The organism is Paraburkholderia sp. GAS32, assembly GCF_050434225.1.
In the GTDB taxonomy this organism is placed as follows: domain Bacteria; phylum Pseudomonadota; class Gammaproteobacteria; order Burkholderiales; family Burkholderiaceae; genus Paraburkholderia; species Paraburkholderia madseniana.
In genome coordinates this window covers 1-23853 of sequence record NZ_JBNPVS010000060.1, presented here as the reverse complement: position 1 = coordinate 23853, position 23853 = coordinate 1, and the positions used below count along the sequence as shown (strand labels likewise).

Annotated in this window: 23 protein-coding genes and 2 pseudogenes; 19 read left to right on the top strand and 6 right to left on the bottom strand. The window is 60.0% G+C overall.

The genetic code is table 11. The annotated features are described in order from the left end of the window. Positions 1-17: 17 nt before the first annotated feature. Positions 18-524: a hypothetical protein gene (locus P3T25_RS42425; protein ID WP_154566246.1), complete on the bottom strand. Its 507-nt coding sequence runs from the start codon at positions 522-524 to the stop codon at positions 18-20. Positions 525-861: 337 nt separating this feature from the next. Here P3T25_RS42425 and P3T25_RS42420 point away from each other — a divergent pair, with 337 nt between their 5' ends. The 8 genes from P3T25_RS42420 (at position 862) to P3T25_RS42385 (ending at position 7800) form a co-directional block, all read left to right on the top strand. Continuing rightward, the gene (locus P3T25_RS42420; protein WP_429363241.1) at positions 862-2013 is read left to right on the top strand and encodes an LLM class flavin-dependent oxidoreductase; all 1152 of its coding nucleotides are present in this window, start codon (positions 862-864) and stop codon (positions 2011-2013) included. 28 nt (positions 2014-2041) lie between these two features. Further along, positions 2042-3604: a carboxylesterase/lipase family protein gene (locus P3T25_RS42415; RefSeq protein WP_429363239.1), complete on the top strand. Its 1563-nt coding sequence runs from the start codon at positions 2042-2044 to the stop codon at positions 3602-3604. Between the two features lie 312 nt (positions 3605-3916). Next, on the top strand, positions 3917-4234 hold the full coding sequence (locus tag P3T25_RS42410; protein ID WP_429363237.1) for an SMR family transporter: 318 nt from the start codon (positions 3917-3919) through the stop codon (positions 4232-4234). Next, positions 4218-5054, top strand: coding sequence for an SDR family NAD(P)-dependent oxidoreductase (locus P3T25_RS42405; RefSeq protein ID WP_429363235.1), 837 nt, complete (start codon positions 4218-4220; stop codon positions 5052-5054). Before P3T25_RS42410 ends, P3T25_RS42405 begins: the two co-directional genes overlap by 17 nt. A gap of 41 nt (positions 5055-5095) precedes the next feature. Then, on the top strand, positions 5096-5857 hold the full coding sequence (locus P3T25_RS42400) for an SDR family NAD(P)-dependent oxidoreductase (protein WP_154566251.1): 762 nt from the start codon (positions 5096-5098) through the stop codon (positions 5855-5857). Between the two features lie 231 nt (positions 5858-6088). Further along, the gene (locus tag P3T25_RS42395) at positions 6089-6523 is read left to right on the top strand and encodes a DoxX family protein (protein ID WP_154566252.1); all 435 of its coding nucleotides are present in this window, start codon (positions 6089-6091) and stop codon (positions 6521-6523) included. Positions 6524-6544: 21 nt separating this feature from the next. After that, entirely contained in the window at positions 6545-6988 is a 444-nt protein-coding gene (locus P3T25_RS42390) for an Rrf2 family transcriptional regulator (protein WP_154566253.1), read from the top strand. Between the two features lie 167 nt (positions 6989-7155). Beyond that, positions 7156-7800, top strand: coding sequence for an NADPH-dependent F420 reductase (locus tag P3T25_RS42385; RefSeq protein ID WP_429363231.1), 645 nt, complete (start codon positions 7156-7158; stop codon positions 7798-7800). A 127-nt stretch (positions 7801-7927) separates the two neighbouring features. Here P3T25_RS42385 and P3T25_RS42380 read toward each other — a convergent pair whose 3' ends face one another. Continuing rightward, complete coding sequence (locus tag P3T25_RS42380) at positions 7928-9313, bottom strand: LLM class flavin-dependent oxidoreductase (RefSeq protein ID WP_429363229.1); 1386 nt, start codon at positions 9311-9313, stop codon at positions 7928-7930. A 425-nt stretch (positions 9314-9738) separates the two neighbouring features. On the opposite strand from P3T25_RS42380, the gene P3T25_RS42375 reads away from it, so the two are divergent. From P3T25_RS42375 to maiA, 7 genes are all read left to right on the top strand, one after another. Further along, complete coding sequence (locus tag P3T25_RS42375; protein ID WP_429363227.1) at positions 9739-10815, top strand: amidohydrolase family protein; 1077 nt, start codon at positions 9739-9741, stop codon at positions 10813-10815. After that, a complete protein-coding gene (locus tag P3T25_RS42370) occupies positions 10808-11146 on the top strand; it encodes a metal-sulfur cluster assembly factor (RefSeq protein ID WP_266257946.1) in 339 nt (112 codons plus the stop codon). Before P3T25_RS42375 ends, P3T25_RS42370 begins: the two co-directional genes overlap by 8 nt. Next, positions 11143-12024: an alpha/beta fold hydrolase gene (locus P3T25_RS42365; RefSeq protein ID WP_429363224.1), complete on the top strand. Its 882-nt coding sequence runs from the start codon at positions 11143-11145 to the stop codon at positions 12022-12024. Before P3T25_RS42370 ends, P3T25_RS42365 begins: the two co-directional genes overlap by 4 nt. A gap of 110 nt (positions 12025-12134) precedes the next feature. Then, entirely contained in the window at positions 12135-12977 is an 843-nt protein-coding gene (locus P3T25_RS42360; RefSeq protein WP_154566258.1) for a pirin family protein, read from the top strand. A 34-nt stretch (positions 12978-13011) separates the two neighbouring features. After that, a complete protein-coding gene (gene gtdA, locus P3T25_RS42355; RefSeq protein ID WP_429363222.1) occupies positions 13012-14058 on the top strand; it encodes a gentisate 1,2-dioxygenase in 1047 nt (348 codons plus the stop codon). Between the two features lie 75 nt (positions 14059-14133). Further along, a complete protein-coding gene (locus tag P3T25_RS42350) occupies positions 14134-14832 on the top strand; it encodes a fumarylacetoacetate hydrolase family protein (protein ID WP_154566260.1) in 699 nt (232 codons plus the stop codon). A 33-nt stretch (positions 14833-14865) separates the two neighbouring features. Continuing rightward, entirely contained in the window at positions 14866-15507 is a 642-nt protein-coding gene (gene maiA / locus P3T25_RS42345) for a maleylacetoacetate isomerase (protein WP_168435963.1), read from the top strand. A gap of 50 nt (positions 15508-15557) precedes the next feature. On the opposite strand, the gene P3T25_RS42340 is transcribed toward maiA, so the two are convergent. Next, the gene (locus tag P3T25_RS42340; RefSeq protein WP_429363219.1) at positions 15558-16658 is read right to left on the bottom strand and encodes an NADH:flavin oxidoreductase/NADH oxidase; all 1101 of its coding nucleotides are present in this window, start codon (positions 16656-16658) and stop codon (positions 15558-15560) included. A 213-nt stretch (positions 16659-16871) separates the two neighbouring features. On the opposite strand from P3T25_RS42340, the pseudogene P3T25_RS42335 reads away from it, so the two are divergent. Continuing rightward, positions 16872-17063, top strand: a pseudogene (locus P3T25_RS42335) (IclR family transcriptional regulator domain-containing protein); the annotation flags it as partial. 53 nt (positions 17064-17116) lie between these two features. Here P3T25_RS42335 and P3T25_RS42330 read toward each other — a convergent pair. The 3 genes and pseudogenes from P3T25_RS42330 to P3T25_RS42320 form a co-directional block, all read right to left on the bottom strand. After that, positions 17117-17323, bottom strand: coding sequence for a hypothetical protein (locus P3T25_RS42330; RefSeq protein ID WP_429363217.1), 207 nt, complete (start codon positions 17321-17323; stop codon positions 17117-17119). A gap of 56 nt (positions 17324-17379) precedes the next feature. Then, the gene (locus P3T25_RS42325) at positions 17380-19572 is read right to left on the bottom strand and encodes a penicillin-binding protein 1A (RefSeq protein WP_429363215.1); all 2193 of its coding nucleotides are present in this window, start codon (positions 19570-19572) and stop codon (positions 17380-17382) included. Between the two features lie 482 nt (positions 19573-20054). Next, positions 20055-20387: pseudogene (locus P3T25_RS42320) on the bottom strand (YbhB/YbcL family Raf kinase inhibitor-like protein); the annotation flags it as partial. 129 nt (positions 20388-20516) lie between these two features. Here P3T25_RS42320 and pdhA point away from each other — a divergent pair. The 3 genes from pdhA to P3T25_RS42305 are packed head-to-tail and all read left to right on the top strand — an operon-like array spanning position 20517 to position 23698. Then, the gene (gene pdhA / locus P3T25_RS42315) at positions 20517-21605 is read left to right on the top strand and encodes a pyruvate dehydrogenase (acetyl-transferring) E1 component subunit alpha (protein WP_429363213.1); all 1089 of its coding nucleotides are present in this window, start codon (positions 20517-20519) and stop codon (positions 21603-21605) included. Then, the gene (locus P3T25_RS42310; RefSeq protein ID WP_266260522.1) at positions 21598-22578 is read left to right on the top strand and encodes an alpha-ketoacid dehydrogenase subunit beta; all 981 of its coding nucleotides are present in this window, start codon (positions 21598-21600) and stop codon (positions 22576-22578) included. The genes pdhA and P3T25_RS42310 overlap by 8 nt, the downstream gene beginning before the upstream one ends. Before the next feature lie 4 nt (positions 22579-22582). Further along, on the top strand, positions 22583-23698 hold the full coding sequence (locus P3T25_RS42305; RefSeq protein WP_429363210.1) for a dihydrolipoamide acetyltransferase family protein: 1116 nt from the start codon (positions 22583-22585) through the stop codon (positions 23696-23698). Positions 23699-23853: the final 155 nt, after the last annotated feature.

Genomic DNA, 23853 nt, shown 5'->3' with positions numbered 1-23853 from the left:
TATTGCGCTTTCAGATGTCAGGAAACCTTGAGCGCGCCGCTGTCCATGTAGACGATCTCGCCAACGAGCAGACCGTCCCGGCACTCGAGTACGATCATGCACGGTGATTTGACCGACTTTCCGGAAACGTTGAGACTTTGCAGGTCGTCCCCGGCGGCTTCCACGTCGAACTCTCCCTCGACGTAGATGTAAGTGTCCACGACGGTCACGCGCGTAAAAGACTTGAGCGCTGGACCAGGCCACTTTTCGAAACGGTCGAGATAGAACTCGCGGATGCCGTTAAAGCTGTCTACGTCAACGCCGAGTGCCGGAATTCTTTGGTAGGAGCCAACCGGATGAACTGTCGCCATCGTTTCTTCGATGTCGCTCGACCATTCCGCGACGAGATGGCGTTCAAACACTTCCTTGTTTGCCCGGCTCAGGTCAGTGTCCGCCACAAAGACGGGGCCGTTTGTGTAGCTTTCGATTGAAAAGGGTTTGCCTTGCCACATCAGAGCTTTGGTACGGGTCTGCGGGGTTGCCATATTCTGTCTTCTCCTTGTAGATAGAGCTCAACTGACTGGCTCGTCACGGCCTTCGCGTCTATGCGTGCCAGCCCATACCCCATAAGCTAATGCCGCCTTCATAGCGTGTCCAACGGCAAATCCTGATGACATGATCGAATCTTGTGAACGTCCTTCGGGCCTTCAGACTGGTTCACTGCGACTGCCGAATGAGATCTCAAAGTGAGATTGCCCAATCAGCATTTGCTGTTGGACATGCTGTGGCGGCCGGATAATCTATGCGACATAAGGAAGACGCGCCGACCGTGTCGAGCGTCACATACGTTTACATAAGCAGAGACCTGCAGGAGGGACATTGATGCCTGGCTCGACCAATCCGATCTTCAACGCCAACCGGATGAAGATCGGCATCTTTGCCATAAATGGCAGAGGTGGGATCATGACGACGGTACCGGAAGCCTATGAGCCAACCTGGGACCTGTCGGTGAAGACTTCGCAGATGGCAGACGCAGCCGGTTTCGAGGCGATTGTCTCCTACGCCCGCTGGAAAGGCTGGGTAACAGGTGACAATGACGATTCCACCGGCCTCACGATGGATCCTTTCACGTGGGCAGCGGGCATTGCGCAGGCGACGCGCTATTCCGCCGTCTTTGCAACCTCGCATGCCCCCACGATCCATCCTATCCTCGCGGCCAAGCAGAGCTCGACGATCGATATCATTTCCGGCGGCCGCTTCGGGCTGAATGTCGTAGGTGGCTGGAACAAGCCCGAACTCGAGATGTTCGGTGCGCCCTTCAAGGAACATGATCGACGCTACGACCATCTGTCGGAATGGCTCGCCGTTATCCGCCAGCTCTGGAAATCTCATGAGGAATTCGACTTTCACGGGGACTTCTTCGATGTCGTGCGTGGATCGTCGATGCCCAAGCCAGTGCAGAAGTCGAATCCGCCGATCATGAATGCAGGTGGATCGGACCGGGGCCGGCAATTTGCGTGCGAGAACGCCGATATGTGCTTCCTCATCATCCAGTCTGAGTCGCCTGCGGCAATCCGGCGCCAGGTGGACGAGTATAAGCGCCTGGCGAGAGAGGAGTTCGGCCGCGAGATCCAGGTATGGACCAATTCGATGGTGATGCAGCGTGATACGCAGGCGGAGGCGGATGCCTATTACCACCGCTGCATTGTCGAGTATGAAGACAAGGCGTGCGTCGATGCGTGGATGCAGATGCAGCAGGAGCACGCAAAGCTCATGTCACCCGAGGCATTGAAGGCTTTCCGTCAGCGCATGGCCGGCAGCGGTGGCGGTTTTCCGCTGATAGGCTCCGCGGCGCGCATTGCGGAGCGCCTGGAGATGCTGGCGGACTGCGGGCTCGACGGCATTCTGCTGACCTGGGTTGATCCGCTGGACGGGATCGGGCGCTTCACCCGAGACGTGCTTCCGCTTATGGAGCAGACTGGCCTGCGTGCGCCTTTCACCGCACGGAGTCAGAGCGAGATGAGTCGGACCTGATCGCTTGTCGGCATGTGAGGAGCTAAATATGAACGAGATCGTAACGATAAGCCAGGGGCAGTTGAGGGGAGAGCCGTCCGTGGACGGCGAGGTGACTGCGTTTCGCGGCATTCCGTTCGCGTCGCCGCCTGTTGGCGATCTGCGCTGGCGTGCTCCGCAGCCTCCGGCTGCCTGGAGCGGGGTGAGAGACGCCACGCGCGCGAAGTCAATTGCGATTCAGCAATCGATGTTAGGTAATTCGCTTCTCCCCTTTGGCGCTGAAAGCCAGTCAGAGGATTGTCTGTATCTCAACGTATGGACGGCGGCCAAGGATGCCGCAGAGAAGCGTCCGGTGATACTGTGGATCCATCCCGGTGGCTTCCAGTTTGGATCAGGATCGGCTCCCTTCTTTGATGGTGATGCATGGGCGCGTGACGGGGTGGTGTTCGTTACCATTAACTACCGTTTGGCGAAACTTGGTTTTCTCGCCCACCCTCAGCTTTCTCTGGAAAATGACGAGGGCATTTCCGGCAATTACGGGCTGCTTGACCAGATCGCGGCGCTCCAGTGGGTGCGGAACAACATTGCTGAGTTCGGCGGCGACCCCGGATGCGTGACTATCTTCGGCATTTCTGCGGGCGCCTCCAGCGTCAGCCTGCTCATGGCATCGCCCCGCGCACGCGGCCTGTTCCATCGAGCGATCGCCGAGAGCGGTGGAAGTTTCGGTACCGTGGCTGAAGATAGCGGTGTTGCTGATCGCTGGCAATCTCTCGCGGCAGCAACACGGTCGGGTAAAGCTTGGACCGACGGTATCACAGGCGGTGCCAACCTGGACATCCGGACACTCGATGTCGATACGATCCGGGCAGCGAGCGGTGTCGACGGCACCAATATGCAGGGGATTTTTGACGCGGCTCAGCCAATTGTGGATGGGGCGGTACTGCCGGCGGGAAGCTATCAGATCTTTGAGAGCCGGCAGCAAGCTGCTGTCCCGCTACTCGTTGGGTCGGTGGCGAATGAGGATCTCGTGATCGGTTTCTCCCCCAGTCTCGCAGCGTATCGCGACTACGTTCAAATAGAATATGGCGATAGCGCCGAGCGCTTCCTTGCGCTTTACCCAGCCACGACAGACGCGCAAGCGCTTGCCGCTAGCCTGAAGGCCAATAGTCACCGTGTATTCACCTGGCAGAATTGGACATGGGCCCATCTTCATGCAGCAGGTGGCCACGACGTCTACTACTACCAGTTTCAGAAAGCTCCCCCGGTGCCGGCTGATAGTTACGACGAACAGGCCTTCCCAAGGCCGCTGGGCGCTTTTCACTGCAGCTCTATCTTCTTTAGTTTCGATCGCTTTAGTCTGCGAGATTGGCCATGGCAACCCGGGGACTATGCTTTGGGCAAGACAATCCGCGCTGCCTGGGTGGAATTCGCCCGTACCGGCCGTCCGACGGCGAAGGGTCTTCCAGATTGGCCCGTTTTCGATCCAGCCGCGCCGCGTGTCATGGCGTTCAACGATGACATCGGCTTGACCCATGTGCCCTGGCTTGAGCATCTCCGCTATTGGGATGCGCACTATGGTGCACGACGTGCTGCGAGCTATGTCACCGGTTAGGTGGAGACGCACTTGGTTGGTCCAGGCAGTGAGAGTCTTTTAGGAGCGGCGAGTTTCTCTTGCTCGATAAAAGCGCTTCGGGAGTTCGCCGCAGGTTGAGGCGATCATTTAACAATCTGTTTATAAACATGATGATAAGGAATGCAAATGATATAAGGAGGATAGATTCTCGATTTTGCGTCTGCCGCTGTGCCTGGCGGTATGAATTCGACGCGTTGAACCAGGTAGGTTGACGAAATTGCTGATCAAAACAATGTGCTCGGAGACCTACGGCGGAGGGCACCGCTGATACTTATCGTTGGAGGAGACAAAATGTCTGTTAGCTACGCCATGGTCGCGATTGCCATCGCCGCCAATCTCATTGCCGTCTATTTCATGAAGCTCTGCGCCGGCATGACACTGCCATGGCCCACCCTTGGAATGATTCTCGCCAATATGTTGACGCTTTGGTTCCTGGGGCGAGCGATGGTGGCCGGAGCGCCGGTTAGTGCCGCAGTGACAGCGTTGACCGTTGGCGTAATGATCGGCTCGTTCCTTATAGGTCTCTCGTTCGGCGAACGGATTTCGGTTTTTCAGGGAATTGGCGGGGTGATCGCCATCGCCGGCGTTGTCATTGGAAACCTGGCTTAGGAGATTGAGTCGTGCTTTTTTATCCGCTCGGTGGCAAGTGAGATGGACGCTTGTGCCAGGCACTGAATTCTGCTGGAGGGGACACATGACATCGTTGAAAGGCAAGGTGGCCATCGTCACTGGCGCGGGACGAGGCATTGGCCGCGCTATTGCGGTCAAGCTTGCGCAATGCGGTGCAGAAGTTGTTTTGGTCGATCTGGAAGTGCCGGCCGAATCGGCGAAATTAGCCGGAGATTCGGCAATGGCTTTCGCCGGGGATGTGTCAATCGAGGCGACATGGGCAAAACTCGGACATGCCATAGACGAAAGGTTCAACCGTCTGGATATCGTCGTGAACAATGCCGCTGCCTTTCCGCGTGGCCTGATTGATGAACTGGACTTCGACACATGGCGTAGAGGGTTCGCAGTCAATCTCGACGCACAATTCTATAGCGCGAAGCATTTCGTGCCACGCATGCGCAAGAATGGCTATGGTCGATTCATTGCTATATCGTCCAATTCGATCGGCATCGCGGAGCAGGCGCTCAGTGCCTACATAGCGACGAAAATGGGCGCGATCGGGTTTATGCGAGGTCTCGCCAATGACGTCGCCGCCGACGGGATCACCTGTAACGCGATACTCCCGTCCCTGACCGATACGCCTGCCACGGCTGGCATGCCCGAGGACGCGAAACGCGCCGTCTGGCAGCAACAGGCAATCAAGCGAATAGCGGAGCCGCGGGACCTTGTCGGTCCGGTCGCCTTCCTTGCGAGTGAGGAGGCCGGGTTTATCACAGGGCAGGCGTTGGTCGTTGACGGTGGGCTCTATAAGGTCAGCTAGTGTTAGCCGACCAACCTCATCAACAATATGAGAGGACAACCATGACAGGCAGGCTTCAGGATAAGGTTTGCGTTATCACAGGTACGGGTGGGAGCATGGGGCGCGCCGCAGCGCTGCTATTCGCACGAGAAGGCGCGCGTATCGTAGGGTGCGATTTAAACGAAGCAGCTGCCGCGGCTACGGTAGAGGCGGTGTTCGCTGCAGGCGGCGAAATGGTCTCCCGGCATCCCTGCAATCTCGCTCATTCGGATGAGTGCCGCGCCTTGGTCGATCTCGCGATTGAGCGCTTTGGCCGGATCGACGTGCTCTACAACAATGCAGCGATGGCCTATTTCAACTGGATTGAAGATATTTCAGATGAAGAATGGACGCGCAGCCTGAACGAGGAGGTCAGTCTCGTTTTCTTCCTCACTCGCACGGCCTGGCCCTACCTTAAGAAAAGCGGCGGCACGATTGTCAATACAGCCTCCGCGAACGCGTACACGACAGTACGCACGCTCGGATCTTTGGCGCATTGCACATCGAAGGCCGGTGTCATCGCGATGACGCGCCAGATGGCGATGGAGGGGCGTGAATTTGGCATCCGTGCCAATTCCATTTCCCCGGGAGTGACTGAGACCAACCAGACCCGCGAGCAGCTTAATAATAAGGAATGGGCCGATCACGTGCTCGGTCGGATTATGCTCGGCCGCGCCGCAAAACCAGAAGAGGTGGCGCAGGCGGCACTCTTCCTGGCTTCGGACGAGAGCTCTTATATCACCGGCACAGATTTGATCGTGGATGGTGGAATGCTTGCCTGGTGATCCACTATCACCACTTTCGATCATGCCATCTGAATTCGCCGTTGGACACGATGTCACGACGCCACTAGCTTATGCGATATGGACAGCACGCATATACGCGAAGGCTCGTGACGAGCCAGTCAGTTGACGTCTATCTATAACTACGGGATGGAATAGGGCAATGGAGCCAACTCGTACGAAGATTTATGTCACCCCCATCATCAAGCTGGAAATCCCTCGTGGAGAATTGAAATGAACACTTCGGGTTACTCGAACAACGACGTGGGCCTTTTGGCAGGGCGTCTTCTCATGGCGATAATTTTTGTTATCAGTGGCGTGGAAAAGCTCATTTCGCCGGGCCCTACTATCGGCTACATCGCATCCTTAGGGTTGCCTGCACCGCTGCTGGGGTATATCGGTTCAATGGTACTTGAACTGGTATGCGCGACGTCGCTGATTCTTGGGTACCGCACTCGCGTCGTAGCGTGGGTACTGGCGATTTACTGCGTTGTGACTGCGATCATCTTCCATCATGCATTTGGCGACCAGAGTCAAATGTTCAACTTCCTCAAGAACGTCGCCATGGCGGGCGGCCTTCTGGCCTTCTCAGCCCATGGTGCGGGTGCATTCAGTATCGACCGTCGAATCAATCGTCGTGCTTCGATTGTGGCTCCGTCTGCGCTTTAGTCGTATTGCTCGATCCAGTCTATGCCCACCAGCACTCGCTTTGCCGTCGCTGTCCACACACTCGCTGCGCTTGCCGTCAACGGCGGCAAGCCGCTGCGTTCGGAGGATCTGGCCAATTCGGTGAACACCGGTGCGGTGGTCATTCGTGGCTTGCTTTCGCGGCTGAGCGACGCAGGTCTAACGAAGTCGCAATTGGGCGCCGGCGGGGGCGCATTGCTAGCAAAGCCGGTTAAAAGGATCCGTCTGCTGGACGTTTATAACGCGGTCGAGGATGCGGAGCTCTTCAGCCTGCCTCGGACACCGCCATGCATCGCCTGTCCGGTCGGCGCTAATATCCAGGAAGCCATGCACCCGGCGCTGCAACGGGCCAGAAACGCACTCGAAGCCGAACTTTCCAGGTACACGATCGCCGATATTGTTGCCGAGGTGGCGCGGCTCGGGAAGTCTCGAATTCTGCATTCCTGAGTTTTCTTTCGTCTATGTGTCGGTGTGTCGTCGACATATATACCTGGTCGAACGCATGTGCATGGCGTGCGGGGCCGGTGCGTATTTCGCAGGTATTTTTTGCCCCGGTCTTTGGGCCGTGGTGGCCACGGCGGCCTGAGCCGAATTAACTGTTGGAGGATTAAGGCATGAGCATTGGCATTATCGGCGCAGGCGCGTTGGGATCGAACCTGGCCCGGGCGTTCGCCAAGGTGGGCATTTCGGCCATCATTTCGAACAGCCGGGGCCCTGAATCCCTCGCGGGATTGGTCCAGGAACTCGGTCCGGCGATCAAGGCCGGTACCACGGAGGAAGCAGGCAAGGCGGACATCGTCTTCGTCGCCATTCGCTGGGTGGATCTGAAACGAGTGCTTGGGGGGCTGCCCGCATGGAACGGGCGCATTGTCGTCGACGGCACCAATCCTGTCGAATGGATCGACCCGGACTCACCGGACGCCAATGACCCGGGCAACCCGCTGGCTGCCTACGGTATCAAGCCAGTCGATCTTGGCGGCCGGCACTCGAGCAGCGTGGTTAGCGATCTCGCTCCTGGCGCGCGTCTCGTCAAGGCATTCAACCACCTCGATGTGAACGTTCTGCACGAGCCGGAAGTGTCTGGTGGAAATCGCGTGCTGTTTTACTCCGGTGACGACCTGGATGCCAAAGCGACCGTCCGCTCGCTTATCGCGAAGGCCGGCTTTTTCGCAGTCGATCTTGGAGCGCTCGATGTCGGCGGGCCGCTAGCGTCGTTGCCGTTCGGCCCGCTGGCTGGAGTCAGCTTCGTCAAAGTGTGAGGCGAGGGGAGGTTCCGGTGTTCTGGACAAGCGTTGCCCGCGGCTCACCGAGTGAGCGGCGGGCAACGTTGTCCTTGCCGGTGGGTGCCTCAGATGCCGGCTCATGCTCGCAGAAATGGCGAGGTCCTTATGGGCGGTTCACCGCGGGGCGGAAACGCGCTCCATAGTGATCTGCTCGCAGCCTGGGTCCGGTTTCCGGAAATAGCTGTTCGCGCATGGTGCCTTCCTTATAGCCAGTCTTGAAGGCCCCCCTTTCCTGAAGACGTGGGATGACCAGATCGATGAAATTCTGGAGATTATCAGGTTCGACGGTACGCACGAGATTAAATCCATCCACATCGGCTTCGTCGCGCCATTTCAACAGCGTATCGCAGACCTGATCGGGCGAGCCCACAATGAACGCCTCTCTTCCACCGACATTGGCGAAGCGCGCTAGGTCGCGCAACGTCACCTTGCCCATGTCGCCGGTAGCGCGCATGGAATCGGCGATGGACTGCACAGCATTGCTTTCCACCACGTCAATCGGTCCATCAGGATCGTAACGCGACAGATCCACGCCGAGCCAGGTGGAAAAGATCGCGAGATTGCCTTCCTCACTTATATAGCGCTGATATTCCCGGACCCGATCGCGAGCCTCGTCTTCAGTAGCACCGACGATGACGGTAGTTGCATTGAACACTTTTATGGAATCTGGCGTACGTCCGGCGGCTACCGCGGCCTGGCGATATCGCTGAGTTGTTTTGCTGGCAAAGTCGATGCTGTTGGTGGACATGAAGCTGCACTCCGCATGTCGACCCGCGAAGGCGATCCCTCGGGATGAGGCACCAGCTGAAAAGAGCAATGGTGTCCGCTGGGGCGACGGTTCACACAAATGAATGCCGTCGCAAGAGAAATGCTCGGAACGATGATGAATCGTATGCACCTTGGAGGGATCGGTAAAGATGCCGCGCGCACGGTCGCGAATCGCAGCGCCGTCCTCCCAACTGGCCTCCCAAAGCTTGTAAACAAGATCCATGTACTCGTCTGCAACATCGTAGCGGGCGTCATGTGAAACCATCTCGCTCTGCCCCATCGCTTTCGCGGTTGATGGCATCACGCCGGTAACGATGTTCCATGCCAGCCGGCCTTCCGTGAGTTGATCAAGCGTCGACAGACGGCGGGCAAGGAGATAGGGCGGTTCGTAAGTGGTGTTGCCGGTCACACCGAAGGTGATATGTCGGGTAACGGAGGCCATGGCTGAAATTAGCAACATTGGATCGTTGGCGGGAAAGTGCGCGCCGCTTCGGATTGCGGCATCGGGCGCGCCGCCATATGTGTCCGGCACGCCAAGTGCATCGGCAAGGAACACGCAGTCGATCAATCCCGATTCCGCCTGTTTGGCGAGGTCGATCCAGAATTTGAGCTTGTTGTAGTCAGCTCCGGTTGACTGCGGGTGCGGCCACATTCCTGCCCATGATTGCGTAGGCGAAGGCATATAGAAAGCGTTGATAGCGATGTGGCGCTGGGATGTCATGAGACTCTCCAATTTAAAGTTATGCTAATTAAGTTATTGAAAAGAGTTGGCGAATGGCACACGCAGGTCAGCCTGCACCATAAGCGGAAGCACGTCCCGGGTGATGCGCCAGATCCCGTCTGCCGCTCCCGGTCACCATGGCAAAGATGCCGATCTTCATACGGTTGGCGTGTCTTCCTTATCTTGCATAGATTATCTGGCTGTCACGGCATGTCCAGCAGCAAAACCTGATAGGGCAATCTCACTTCGAGAACAGGGCACAGAGCGACGATGTTTTTAATTGACTTTGTCAGTCGCCGATTGAGTAGTCCTCTAATCAAAGCATGTCACCTGATCTTGAAACCAGATCACGCTGTGAGTTTTCTGTTCTGGACGTTAGTGAAGTCGATGGAGATACTCTCTAAAAATCACTGAGGAGGCGAACGATGATTGATGGTCTGCCCGTTTTAGATGCTGTCGTGCACGCCTACAACATGGATGCGACGAACTACGCCAATCGCTTTGCCGCCCCGTTATGCGATCTCGTTTATGGATCGGTCGTGGCGACAGCGCGGCATGGCTACGCACCGACGCTGGCGCAATTCTATCGGGACTGGTCTATCCAGGAGGCGGCTGAGCAGGTGTTCCTCGAAAGCGATACCGATCTCGCCGTTTATCACGTTCTGCCCATATTCTCGTTCAAGGACGGGTTGTGCAGCCTGGAAAAGGCAATTGAGGCTCAGGCGCGATGGCCGAATCGGTTTATCACTTACTGCGGCGTTGACCCGATGACCGGTAAGGCCGCGCTGGATGAACTGGAACGACAGGTGGAACTGTTGCGTCCGGTCGGACTCAAGCTCTATCCGAACAGCTGGGTTGGCAGCGAGATACGTGGATGGAAGATGGACGATCCGGAGATCGCGTTTCCATTGTTCGAACGGGCCGAAAAGCTGGGGATCAAGGTCGTTGCCGTACATAAGGCACTTCCGCTTGGGCCTGTGCCCATGGAGCATTACAGGGTCGACGATATCGACCGGGCATGCATGGCTTTCCCCGGGCTGAATTTCGAGGTTGTCCACGGAGGCATGGCGTTCCTCGAGGAGACGGCGTGGCAGCTCGCGCGGTTCGACAATGTATATGTCAATCTGGAGATCACCAGCGCTCTGGCGGCAAGCCGCCCGGCGGCATTTCTTCATGCGATGGCTGCGCTGATCGGCCCAGGAGGGCAGCATGCTATGGAGCGGATCCTGTGGGGCACGGGAGCGATGGCCTTTCATCCACAACCGCTGCTGGAGACGTTCGTACGCGAATTCGCTTTTCCGGAGGCGCTGATCGAGGGCGCTGGTCTTTCGCAACTCGATCTTGCCGCCAAGCGCGCGATCCTGTTTGACAATTATGGCCGCATGACGGGACTCGATCTCGACGCCCGCCTCTCAGCTACGCGCGACGACGAATTCGCACGCCGGCGGCCAGACGGGCCGCTCGCACCGTTCTCAACTGTGCAGGAGGTTTCCAATGCGTGACACCACCGGAATTCAAACCATGCTCGATCAGGTGGTCGATCCCTGCTCGATTGCGACAGGCCTTCCAATTAGCCTGATCGACATGGGAATGGTGACGAAGGTAACGCTGAACGAAGACGGTGTGGCGCACATTGGGTTGCGCCTGACCAGTCCGGTTTGCTGGCAAGCGGCCAATATCATTGCTCAGGTGGAGCAGGTGGTGGCGCGCGTGCCTGGCGTCAGCAAGGTTATCTGCACAGTCGATCCTGCGTCGGAATGGACTCCGGACATGATGGCGGCGGGCCCCCGCGCCGAACTGCGCCGCCTGCGGCCAATGGGAGCATTGTCGTGAACACCGTAGTCACAAGCGAGCAGGCATGGCGCGTGCCGCCGGTTGAGGCGGTGCATCGAAGCCGATATGTCGAGGTGGATGGGATGCGCACCCATTACCTCGAGGCTGGCGAAGGGCCTGCAGTCGTGCTGTTTCACAGCGGCGAGTTTGGCGGTGGTGCCGAGACGAGCTGGGAATATCTTATACCCGCGCTCGCCCGCCATTTCCGGGTGATTGCCCCAGACTGGCTTGGATTCGGCAGGACTGCAAAGATTCATGATTTCGACAGCAAGCGGGAGCGCATGCTGTCGCACATGGTGCGTTTCATTCAACTGATGGCGCTGGACAAAGCGCATTTCGTCGGGAATTCGATGGGGGCAACCTTTCTGCTCCAGATGGCTGCCGAAAGGCCGTGCCGATTGCCGATAGATCGCCTGGTCGCGATTAGCGGCGGCGGTTTCATTCCCGACAACGAAGAACGCCGCCGCCTGCTTGACTATGACGGCAGCGAGGAAGCTATGGCTGGTCTACTCGCTGCGATATTCGAAGATCCCGTCTGGTATCAGGATCGCGAGTACGTCCGCCGCCGCCATGCACTTAGCGTCGCACCTGGGGCGTGGGAGGCGATCGCAGCGGCACGCTTTCGCTCGCCGCAGGCACGCGTTCGTACTGAGTTCGGCGGCGCCGATCGCACGCCGTACGGGAACATAACAGCCAGAACGCTGATCGTTGCAGGGGATCGGGACAGGCTGCGGCTTCCGGGGTTCGCTGACGAACTCGCTGCGCGCGTTCCTGACGCCCGTGCGGCGGTTCTCGCGAACGCTGGCCACTGCCCGAACATCGAAAGGGCAGATGAGGTAGGAAAGCTAATCATCGAGTTTCTGACGGAAGGCGCATGAACTTTCTGTTTGACGCGCCGTAAGGCGCCGATCTGACCAGGCAAATTGATATCACACGCATCTTCGTTTCCGCTTCGTTTCCGTTTCGCTCCGGCCTTACAAGAGGTCCCATGTCCAATACCGCAGCTATCGAGTCCGATCAGGCTCGTGCCATCGTTTATCGTTCCCGTGGCCAGAGCCACGGCTACATCACGCGCCTGATGAGCCCTGGTGATCTGGGGCGGGTCCTGAAGCCGTTCGTCTTCCTCGATCTCTTTGACAATCGTGGGGACGTCTTTCCGACCTTCGGCCTGCATCCCCATTCGGGGCTCGCGACGCTGACCTACGTGGCCGAAGGTAGTGTCAGCTACGAAGACACGAACAACGCGACCGGCATTCTGCGTGCGGGAGGAGTGGAATGGATGCGCGCCGGCAAGGGGGTGTGGCATGCGGGGGGAGCAGGCGAGCCGGGGTTGACACGTGGTTTCCAGCTCTGGGTCGCGTTGCCGCCGGATTTGGAGCTCGGTCCGTCGGAAAGCGTCTATCAGCCCGCAGCCGATATTCCGCAAATAGGGCCCGCCCGGGTGCTGCTTGGGGAGCATGAGGGTGCCAAAAGCTCGACTGCAATAGCCATGTCGATCAACTATCTCGCAGTTACTCTCAAAGCGGGCGAGCGCTGGCGTTATCAGCCGCCCCAGGGGCACTCTGTCCTCTGGCTGGCCATGGGTAAAGGACGAGTCTCCATCCCGGAGGTATTGGAGCATGGCGAGATCATTGTCTTCGAACCAGGGGAGACACCTGTGGATTTCCTCGCCTTGGATGATGCGGAGTACGTGATTGGCTCAGCCGTCCCGCATCCCCATGACCTGGTGCTTGGCTATTACTCTGTCCACACTTCAGCGCAGGCTCTGCAGATTGGCGAGGCGCAGATCCAGCACATCCGTCGTGGCCTCGTTGAGCAAGGGCGCCTTTGAACGCGCATTGCCCGCAGCACCGAAAGGAGACGCAATGACTAACGATAATCCGGACGCATCGCGCACCGCTTACTACGAGCAGATTGCCCGCCAGCGTATGACGCCGCTTTGGGAATCGCTGCATAGCCTCGTTCCGAAAGCGCCTCGGCCGAAAACGCTGCCTGCGATCTGGAAATATGCGCAGGTGCGGGATCTCGTGATGCGGGCCGGTTCCCTGATCAGCGCCGAAGAAGCCGTGCGTCGCGTGTTGGTGCTCGAAAACCCGGGTCTCCCAGGCAAGTCGAGTATGACGCCGAACCTGTACGCCGGACTGCAGCTGATCCTGCCCGGCGAGATTGCCCCCAGCCACCGGCATACGCAGTCGGCGCTGCGCTTCATTGTAGAAGGCAAGGGCGCCTGGACGGCCGTCAACGGCGAACGCACAACGATGCACCCGGGTGATTTCATCATTACGCCGTCATGGACATGGCATGACCACGGTAATCCTTCCCTGAAAGAGGGGGGCGAACCCGTTGTGTGGCTCGATGGCCTGGATATCCCGCTTGTCGCGCACATGGACGCTGGTTTTGCCGAAAACTACTCCGAGGCTACGCAGCCGATCTCGCGGCCCGAGGGCGACAGTTTTGCGCGCTTTGGCCACAACATGGGACCTGTGAGGCACCGGGTATCCGATCCCACTTCGCCGATATTCAGCTACCCCTACGCGCGCAGCCGCGAAGCGCTCGACGCGTTGTACCGCAATGGTGAACTCGACGAGTGGGACGGCGTGAAGCTGCGCTACGTGAATCCGGCCACGGGCGGCTGGCCCATGCCGGGCATCGCGACGTTCATGCAGTACCTGCCCGCAGGCTTCAAGGGGCACGCCTATCGCAGCACAGACGCAACGATTTACTGCGTCGTAGAAGGCAAGGGCACAGTCAGGATCGGCGACGATGAGTTCCTGTTCGAACCACATGACGTGTTCATCGCACCGTCGTGGGCACCCGTGCGGCTCTCGGCATCAGTGGAAAGCGTGTTGTTCAGCTACTCGGATCGTCCTGTGCTTGCCGCACTGAATTTGCTGCGCGAAGAACGCAGCTAGACGCAGCCGTTTTGCTTCTGCACGCCCTGCTCGCGGCACGCTGCTGCTTTCTTAACCCTGTCGAGTTAAAACATTATGGCTTTTGTTTTCCCGCCCGAAGCGCCCATCGCTGTTCCCGTCGCCGGCGGCGACGCTCAATTCGCGGTGCGCCGCGTCTATTGTGTAGGCCGGAACTATGCGGCGCATGCGCGCGAAATGGGTTTCGATCCAGATCGCGCACCGCCGTTCTTTTTCTGCAAGCCTGCCGATGCCATCGTGCCCGTCGCTTATGGCGAAACACTCGAACTGGCTTATCCGTCGCAGACGCGGAACTACCACTACGAAGCTGAACTCGTAGCGGTGATCGGCAAGAGCGGCTCGGATATCGATGTCGAACAGGCGCTCGAGCACGTATGGGGTTACGCGGTAGGCCTCGATATGACGCGGCGCGATCTGCAAATGAAGATGCGCGAAATGGGGCGTCCGTGGGAGGTTGGCAAGGCGTTTGACCGCTCGGCGCCGATTGGACCGATTCATCCGACCAGCGAGGTCGGCCACTTCGAAAACGCCGGCCTGTGGCTGACGGTCAACGGCGAGACCAAACAGCAGAGCGACGTGTCGTATCTCATCTGGTCGGTCGCGGAGACAGTGGCGTATCTGTCGAAGTTCTTCCGCCTCGAACCGGGTGATCTGATCTTCACGGGCACGCCTGAAGGCGTCGGTGCTGTGCAGAAGGGCGACACGATGAAGGTCGGCGTCGATCGTCTGGGTGAAATCGCCGTGAGCGTCGTTTGACGTCAGGCGTTGCAATTGATGGAAGAACTCACTGTGCAACTCCATAGCTTCTTCAACAGTTCGACATCGTATCGCGTGCGCATCGCGCTCGCTCTCAAGGGGATTGCCTATGAAACGCTACCCGTCAACATTCGCACAGGCGAGCATCGTGCCGCCGATTACGTTGCGAGCGTGAATCCGTCCGCTTTGGTGCCCACGCTGATGGACCGGGATTTCAGGCTCGGTCAGTCTCTGGCGATCATCGATTACCTCGACCGGCAGTATCCTGAACAGCGCTTGATCCCGCTCGAACCGAACCTGCGCGCCCGCGTGCTCGAATTCTCGTTGCTGATTGCCTGTGAAATCCATCCCGTCAACAATTTGCGCATCCTGCGCTATCTGGAAACGGAACTGAAGGTCACGCCGCAACAGAAGGCCACGTGGTACAGGCACTGGATTGCAGAGGGGATGGGCGGCGTCGAGCGACTGCTCGAACGCAGCGATGCAGGTCCGTGGTGCTTCGGCGCGCAGCCAACGCTCGCCGATGTGTGCCTTGTGCCGCAGATCGCCAACGCACTGCGCATGGAGTGCGATCTGCGGCCATATCCACGCTCTCTTGCCGTCTATGCGCACGCGTCGAAACACGCAGCGTTCGAGGCCGCGCAACCACTGTATCAGCCCGATTACAGCGCCTGATCTCCTGGCCTAAATGAAGAGGATTCCTACTGCATCGGAGACGCTACTGCTCAGTCAGCAACGGCATAGCTCTCGAGCCAATGAGCATAGGGTGCGGGAAGTGTCCATGACGCACGGTCGATCCCGAGCTTGCGCGCTGCGGAATACGGCCAATGAGGATCGGCAAGATGCGCGCGCCCAACCATCACGAGGTCGAGCTGTCTATTTTCAACGCAACGATTTGCGAGTTCTGGCGTATCGATGCCCCACGCCGATGCAACAGGCAGTTGCGCTTCGCGGCGTATGCGTTCGGCAATGGGCACGAGGAATGCAGGTGCCCACGGAATTTGAGCTGTCGGTGTGGAGAAGCCTACGCTAACGCTCAGCATGTCCAGACCCGCACGCTTGAAGTTCTTTGCCAGTTCGATGGATTCGGCGAGGGTCTCCTCGTCGCGCCCGTCGTATTCGATGACGCCGAAACGGGCGGTCAGCGGCAGATGTTCGGGCCATACATCGCGCACCGCCGCCAGAGTCTCCAGCAGGAAACGGCTGCGGTTACCGAGGCTGCCGCCATAGACGTCGTTCCGTTGATTCGAGTGCATCGAGAAAAAACTCTGGCCGAGATAGCCGTGTGCAAAGTGCAGTTCGAGCCATTCGAAGCCGGCGTCCCGCGCACGTTTCGCGGCGGCTACAAAATCCTCGCGTACCCGGGCGATGTCCTGAAGCGTCATTGCCTTGGGTACTCGCGGCAGATGGTCGCCGAATGCGATGGCCGACGGCGCGATGGTCTGCCAGCCGCGAGGATCGTCGGCAGCGATGTGGTTGCCACCTTCCCACGGCCGGTTCGCGCTGGCTTTGCGGCCTGCATGGGCGAGCTGGATGCCGGGCACGGCCCCGGCCGCACGGATTGAAGCGACGATGGGCGCAAAAGCCTGTGCCTGCTGGTCGCTCCAGAGGCCGGTGCAGCCCGGCGTAATTCGACCCTCCGGCGACACCGCAGTCGCCTCGACGATGACGAGGCCTGCGCCGCCGCGTGCGAGTCCGGCAAGATGCACGCGATGCCAATCGTTGATCAGTCCGTCGACGGCGTTGTACTGGCACATCGGCGGAATTGCAATGCGATTGCGCAGAGATACGTCCTTAAGGTTGAAAGGAGTGAACAAGGCGGACATCCGGCGTGCTCCTTGAAAAATCGCGATTTCAGTTGATATCGATGCAGGTGACGCTCGACTTAGTCGACACGTCTTTATGTCGCATAGAATTGTCCCGTTGCAACGTCATGTCCAACAGCAAATGCAGATGAGCCGATCTCACTTTGAGAACATCATGCAGATCGACATTGCTGCTGGACAGGCGAGGGGGATGGTTGAATCGCGGTGCGGATGGATGATGACGCAATCATATACATCCGCAAGATCGATTCGGAGTATGGACTGCGCATGCAATCTCGTGTGGGACGACGAAACCCGCTCTACAGCACGGCCATAGGGAAAGTTCTGCTGGCGTGGATGCCACCTGAGGACGTCCGCGAGGCGCTGGCCAACATCGAGTTCAAAAAATCGACGTCAAGGACGCTCGGCTACCATGGCGACGCATCTGCCAGAAGTGAGCAATGAGGCCGCTCGTCCTCTCATCGCGTACTAAAGCGCGGTTCGTCGATCCATACCGCGAGCCAGGCGCGCCATTGCTCCCACTCGCGGACCAGATCTGACGCGTGCCTCCCGGCTGGGCGGCCGTCGGCGCCGATTCGGGCGTACATCGTGCGCGCGCCGTCCCACCACGCGATCCAGCAATCGCCCAACTCTGCGATCGTCCCAGCTGGGAGCGATTGCAGCATGCGGGTCAATCGCAGGTCGAAATCGGTTCATGCATGCGCGTCCGCCAGCGACGACATCAGAAGCTCCAGAAGAGGAAGTGTCGATGCCGTCGCGCATGGACCGTGCGGGGTGGCCGGGTCTCGGGGCCGAGCGGTGCATCCGGATCAATGACCCTCGCACGCAGCGCCATGTCATAGAACGCGCCCACCATCGGTAAGGCGCTGTGCGCGCCCTCGCCCCAATAGTCGTTGCCGAGCGTCACACGTGCATCGTCGAAACCTACCCATGCGCCTGCAACCAGTTGCGAATGCATCAGGATGAACCAGCTATCCGTGTTGTCCTGCGTCGTGCCCGTCTTGCCGGCCACGTCGGCGCGAATCCCGAAGCGCGTCCGGATGCCTGCGCCGGTGCCCCGGTTAACGACGTCGCGCATCACGTCGACGAGTGTTTGCGCGGCGCCAGCGGGCAGTGCCTGTTCCGGCGATGCGCTCGCGAATTCGGCGAGCACCTTGCCGTCGTGATCCTCGATGCGCGTGACCATGCGCGGTTCGAGATAGGCGCCGCGGTTCGCGATCGTGCTGTACGCCGAGACCATTTCCTTGAGCGTGACGGGGCTCGTGCCGAGCGCGAGCGACGGCACCGCTTCGAGCGGACTCTCGCGCACGCCCATCGCACGCGCGAGCTGTGCGACCTTTTCGGGGCCTTCCTTTTGCATGAGCTGAGCAGTGACACGGTTGCGCGAATACACAAGCGCGTCGCGCAGCGTCATCGGTCGGCCGGTCGGCGGTTCCGCGTCGGTAGGACGCCAGCTCGCATGCCCTGTCAGCGGAATGGCGACGTTCCGGTCGACGATCGTATCGTTCGGCCGCGCGCCGTCCGCAAAAGCCGCGCCGTAGACGAACGGCTTGAACGTCGAACCCGGCTGGCGCCGCGCCTGCTGCACGTGATCGAACGGCTCGTCACTGAAGTCGCGGCTGCCGACCCATGCCTTGATATCTCCGTTGCGCGGATCGATCGCGACAAACCCCGCCTGGATCTGCGTCTTGCTCCGGCAGAGCGCGCGAACGAACGTGGGGTTCGTGCCGAGCTTCCTGAGCGCGGTCGGATCCGATTGACCAGCATCACGTGCGGCGCGGTAGTCGGCCGTCTGCCGAATGAATGTCTGGAACAGGTCGTTGCCCGGCCAGCAGCCCGTGCGTTCGCTCCATGCGTCGTTCGCGATCGATTGCAACTGGTTCGTCTGCCAGTTCATCGCCTGCGTCGCCATCGCCTGCAGGCGGGAATCGATGGTCGTGCGCACGACCAGCCCGTCGGCATAGATGTTATAGCCATTGCGACCGGCCCATGCGATCAGCCACTTGCGCAATTGCGCCGAGAAATGAGGCGCGGCGCCCGGTGACGCGGTCTGCAACTCGAAATTGACGTTAAGCGGTTGTCGCTTCAACCAGCTGTAAGCGTCGACCTTGAGCTTCCCGTACTTGTTCATCTGCCCGAGCACTGTGTTTCGCCGCTGCAACGCGCGCTCGGGATTGAGCACCGGGTTGTAGGCGCTGTTGGCCTTCAGCATGCCGACGAGCGTCGCGCTTTCGAGGATGTCGAGCTGTTCGGCCGATTTGCCAAAGTAGGTGCGTGCGGCCATTTCCACGCCATAGGCGTTGTACAGGAACGGCACCGTGTTCAGGTACGTCTCGAGGATCTGATCCTTGCTGTACACAGCTTCGATCTTGAACGCCGTGATCGCTTCCTTAAGCTTGCGCGTGAGGGTCGGCGCGCGGCCGATTTCGTCGGGATACAGGTTGCGCGCGAGCTGCTGCGTGATCGTCGAGCCTCCCTGCCGATCGCCGGAGAACGTATGCAGTGCGGCCGACGCGGTGCGCTTCCAGTCGATGCCGTGATGCTCGTAGAAGCGGCGGTCTTCGGTCGCTATCAATGCATCCAACATGTACGGCGAGATCTGTTTGAGCGACACCCACTCGCGATTGACTGGCTTGAATTCCTCGAGCAGTTTGCCGTCGGCCGACACGATCAACGCTGGCCGATCGACGCGGGCTTTGCGGATGTCGCCGATGCCCGGCGTAAATGGCACGAGCGCAAGCACGTACAGCAGGAAGAACGCCGGCAACGCGGCGAGTGTCAGCGCGACGCCCCGTCGCGTTGGGTGGCGAAGGCGGCGCAGCGCGCTGCTGAAAACGAGTATGGCTATCGTGCTGCCGGCGGCGGCCAGCGGTTGGATGCGGGCGAGCCACCGTGCGCAATGCTCACGAAACAACGATAAATATCGGCGATTCACGGTGGCGGGGCGCTGGCGGAAAAGCCGGGATCGTACCAAAACGGAACGGCGCTTCCGTCGTCAAAAAAGGCTGCGGCGCGCGGCATTAACAGATGATTACATTTGTTTCGTGTGGACGACGTTCGCTGACTATGGCCCCGGTTTTGCGGTGGCCCTTTGCCCGCGATCAGGACGCGGAAATATGGTCGAACGTGATTGCATCAGGCGCGAAGACGGAGGCACGCCTCATATGCATCACTTGCTGAGAATGCCGGTCCGGGGACCAGGAGGCCGAGCGTCTTCTTCATGACCAGGGTGAGTCTCCGAGGCAAGGCCGGCATTAGGTCGAAGGACTGATATGACTTTCCGTGTCAATCGGGATCGGTTTTCGTCGCTTTCCTTTCATAGGCGCGAGAATTTCCTGAGGGCGGCGTAGCAGTAAGTCTCGACGGTGGATCGCACTTATATCCGCGGATTGGTTACCGCATCACGGGCGGGCACGGGCCGCCGTAAGCGGCACGCCGGAAGTCGTTCGTGCCTTCGAGCGTGCCGCCTGGCAAGCTCCCTGCAGCGGCGCCCTCGGGCAGCCCGGTTGCCGTCGGCGGGATGTTGTAGAGCACCCAGTGTACCCAGGTCATTTTCGGCGCGGCCGGGTCCGGCGCGTCAGGGTCGTCGACGATCAGCGCCAGGCTTTTTGCGTTCGCGGGCACGCCGGACCACGCGAGCGGCGGGGAAACATCGGCGCCCTGGCAGGTATGTTGCGGAGGAATCTCTCCGTTCTGCTGGAAGGCTTGCGATGTGATCGTAAGCGTCATGGCACTCTCCTCAGCGATAGCGGTGTATGGCGGGTTTGAATGCACGAGCACAGCAGTGTTCGTACGGTAGCGCTCGTGCGAGCGAACTCCGACGCGTATACGATATCCGAATGAACGTGGAGGGCGATCATGACCACGGTTGCCAGTTTTCATATCGGCTACACGCAATACCTCGGCCCCGACGGCGAGCCTGCTCAACCGCTGCCTGCGTTTGCACGGGACCCGGCGGCGCTGATTCCGCTCTATCGCGCGATGGTGCTGACACGCGCGTTCGACACGAAGGCAGTTGCACTGCAGCGAACCGGCAAGCTCGGCACCTTCGCGTCGTCGGTTGGACAGGAGGCGATCGGCGTCGGCGCCGCCAGCGCGATGCAGCCCGACGACGTGCTGTTTCCTTCCTATCGCGATCACGCCGCGCAATTGCTGCGCGGCGTCACGATGACGGAAAGTCTGCTGTATTGGGGCGGCGACGAACGCGGCAGCGATTTCAGCGTGCCGCGCGACGACTTCCCGAACTGTGTGCCGATCGGCACGCAGGTGTGCCATGCCGCCGGCGCGGCCTACGCGTTCCTGCTGCGTCACGAACCGCGCGTCGCGGTGGCGATATTCGGCGACGGCGGCACGTCCAAAGGCGACTTCTACGAAGCAATGAACATGGCCGGCGTCTGGCAGGCGCCGCTTGTCCTTGTGGTCAATAACAACCAGTGGGCGATCTCGGTGCCACGCAGCCGCCAAAGCGCTGCACAAACGCTCGCGCAAAAAGCGATCGCTGCGGGAATCGATGGACTGCAGGTCGACGGTAACGACGTGATCGCGGTGCACCATGTGGTCCACGCGGCGCTCGCCAAGGCTCGCCGGGGCGATGGCCCGACGCTGATCGAAGCGCTCAGCTACCGCCTTGGCGATCACACGACAGCCGATGACGCGACGCGCTATCGCGACGCCGAGGTCCTCAGCAAACAATGGGCGTACGAACCGTTGCTGCGCTTGCGCACTTACCTGATGCGCTTAAACGTCTGGGACAAGGCGCAGGACGAGCAACTCGGCCGCGCGTGCCTTGCGCAGGTCGAGCAGGCCGTCGACGCGTATCTGGCGGTACCGCCGCCGGATACCTCCGCGATGTTCGATCATCTGTACGAGAGCTTGCCGTTGGCGATGCGTGAGCAACTGGCGATGGCGCAGCGATTTGCGCCTGCTGTGGGGAATCGCCATGGCTGACCTCAACATGGTCGAAGCGCTCAATCAGGCGCTCGCCTACGAACTGGCGCACGATCCAGCCGTCGTGCTGCTCGGCGAGGATATCGGCGTGAACGGCGGCGTGTTCCGCGCGACGGTCGGGTTACAGGCGCGATTCGGCGTAGAGCGGGTGATCGATACGCCTTTGGCTGAAACCGCGATCGCCGGCACCGCGATCGGCATGGCGGCGATGGGCCTGAAGCCGGTCGTGGAGATCCAGTTCAGCGGGTTCATCTATCCGGCCATCGATCACATTCTGAATCACGCGTCGCGTCTGCGGCATCGAACCCGCGGACGGCTGACGTGCCCGCTAGTGATCCGTGCGCCGTGCGGCGCAGGGATTCACGCGCCGGAGCATCATTCCGAAAGCCCTGAAGCGTTGTTCACCCATATCCCCGGATTGCGCGTCGTGACGCCATCGTCTCCTGCACGCGCATACGGCTTGCTGCTCGCGTCGATGCGCGACCCGGACCCGGTGATCTTCTTCGAACCGACGCGACTATACCGGCTCTTCAGACAGCCGGTGGAGGACAACGGCGAAGCACTGCCGCTCGACAGTTGCTTCACGCTGCGCGATGGGTCGGACGTCACCCTGGTGAGTTGGGGGGGAGCATTGCAGGACGTGCAGGCCGCAGCCGAACTGCTTGCGCAGGAAGGCGTGATGGCCGAGGTGATCGACGTGGCGACGCTCAAACCGCTCGACATGAACACCATTCTCGCGTCGGTAGCGAAAACCGGACGCTGTGTGATCGTGCACGAGGGCTCGCGCACCGGAGGGGTGGGCGCGGAGATTGCCGCCAATATCGCCGAGCGTGGACTGTACTCGCTGCTCACGCCGGTGCAGCGCGTCACCGGATATGACGTGGTGGTGCCGCTGTACAGACTTGAGAATCAATATATGCCAGGCACGGAGCGCATCGTTGCCGCGGTCAGGCAGACTCTGGAGGCGTCGTGAAGCCATGAAAGTCTTCAAACTGCCCGATCTCGGAGAAGGCTTGCAGGAAGCGGAGATCGTCGAGTGGCACGTCAAGAGCGGCGACGAGATTCGCGCGGATCAACCGCTGTTGTCGGTCGAAACGGCGAAAGCGATCGTCGAGATTCCGTCGCCTCAATCCGGCCGTATCGCGAAGCTGTTCGGTCAGCCGGGCGACGTCGTGCATCTGGGCGCGCCGCTTGCCGCATTCGAAGGAGAGGGCGACGAAGCCGATGCCGGCACCGTGGTCGGCCATATGGAGGTCGGCCAGCATGTAGTGCAGGACGCGCCGACGGCGCCTGGCGGCGGCATGGGGGCGGGTGTTGGCGTGATCAAGGCGATCCCGGCGGCGAGGGCGCTCGCGCGCAAGCTGGATGTCGATCTGGCGATGGTGACGCCATCGGGTCCGGAAGGTGTTATCACAGCGGCAGACGTGCAGCGCGCCGCGAAGATACTCGCCGAGCTCGGGCCGCCCGAAGTGCTGCGCGGCGTGCGGCGTGCAATGGCGCAGAACATGGCGCGCGCGCACAGCGAGGTAGCAGCGGCAACCGTTATCGACGATGCCGACATTAATGCGTGGCCACCCGATACCGATGTCACGATTCGCCTGATCCGTGCACTGGTGGCAGGATGCCGGGCCGAACCGGGGCTTAACGCCTGGTTCGACGGACATACGGGGCGGCGCCGCGTGCTGGAGAAAATCGATCTTGGCATCGCCGTCGATCTGCCGGATGGCCTCTTCGTCCCGGTGTTGCGCAACGTCGCGTTACGCGACCCGGCCGATCTGCGCGGCGGGCTCGACCGGATGCGTGCCGACATCCGGGGGCGCAAGATCCCGCCGGAAGAACTGCGCGGTAATACGATCACGCTGTCGAATTTCGGCATGATCGCCGGTAAATATGCGGCTCCCATCGTTGTGCCGCCTACGGTCGCGATTCTCGGCGCCGGGCGCATTCACGAACAGGTCGTGGCGGCCGCCGGCGTGCCCGCCGTGCATCGGATCTTGCCGCTGAGTCTGACATTCGACCATCGGGTCGTCACGGGCGGTGAAGCCGCGCGTTTTCTTGCCGCGACGATGGCGGATCTGCAGATGGCACGGTAGCTGATTTGAACTTGGCTACAAGCGGACATTTACATAAAGCTGCTACAGCCAGATTGTTGTTTCTTGGCACCTCGGGCATCGTGTTGCGAAGGTTTGTTCTTCAACTCTTCCCTTTATTTATAGCGGGGAAGTTATCCACAGGCGCCGCTATTCGC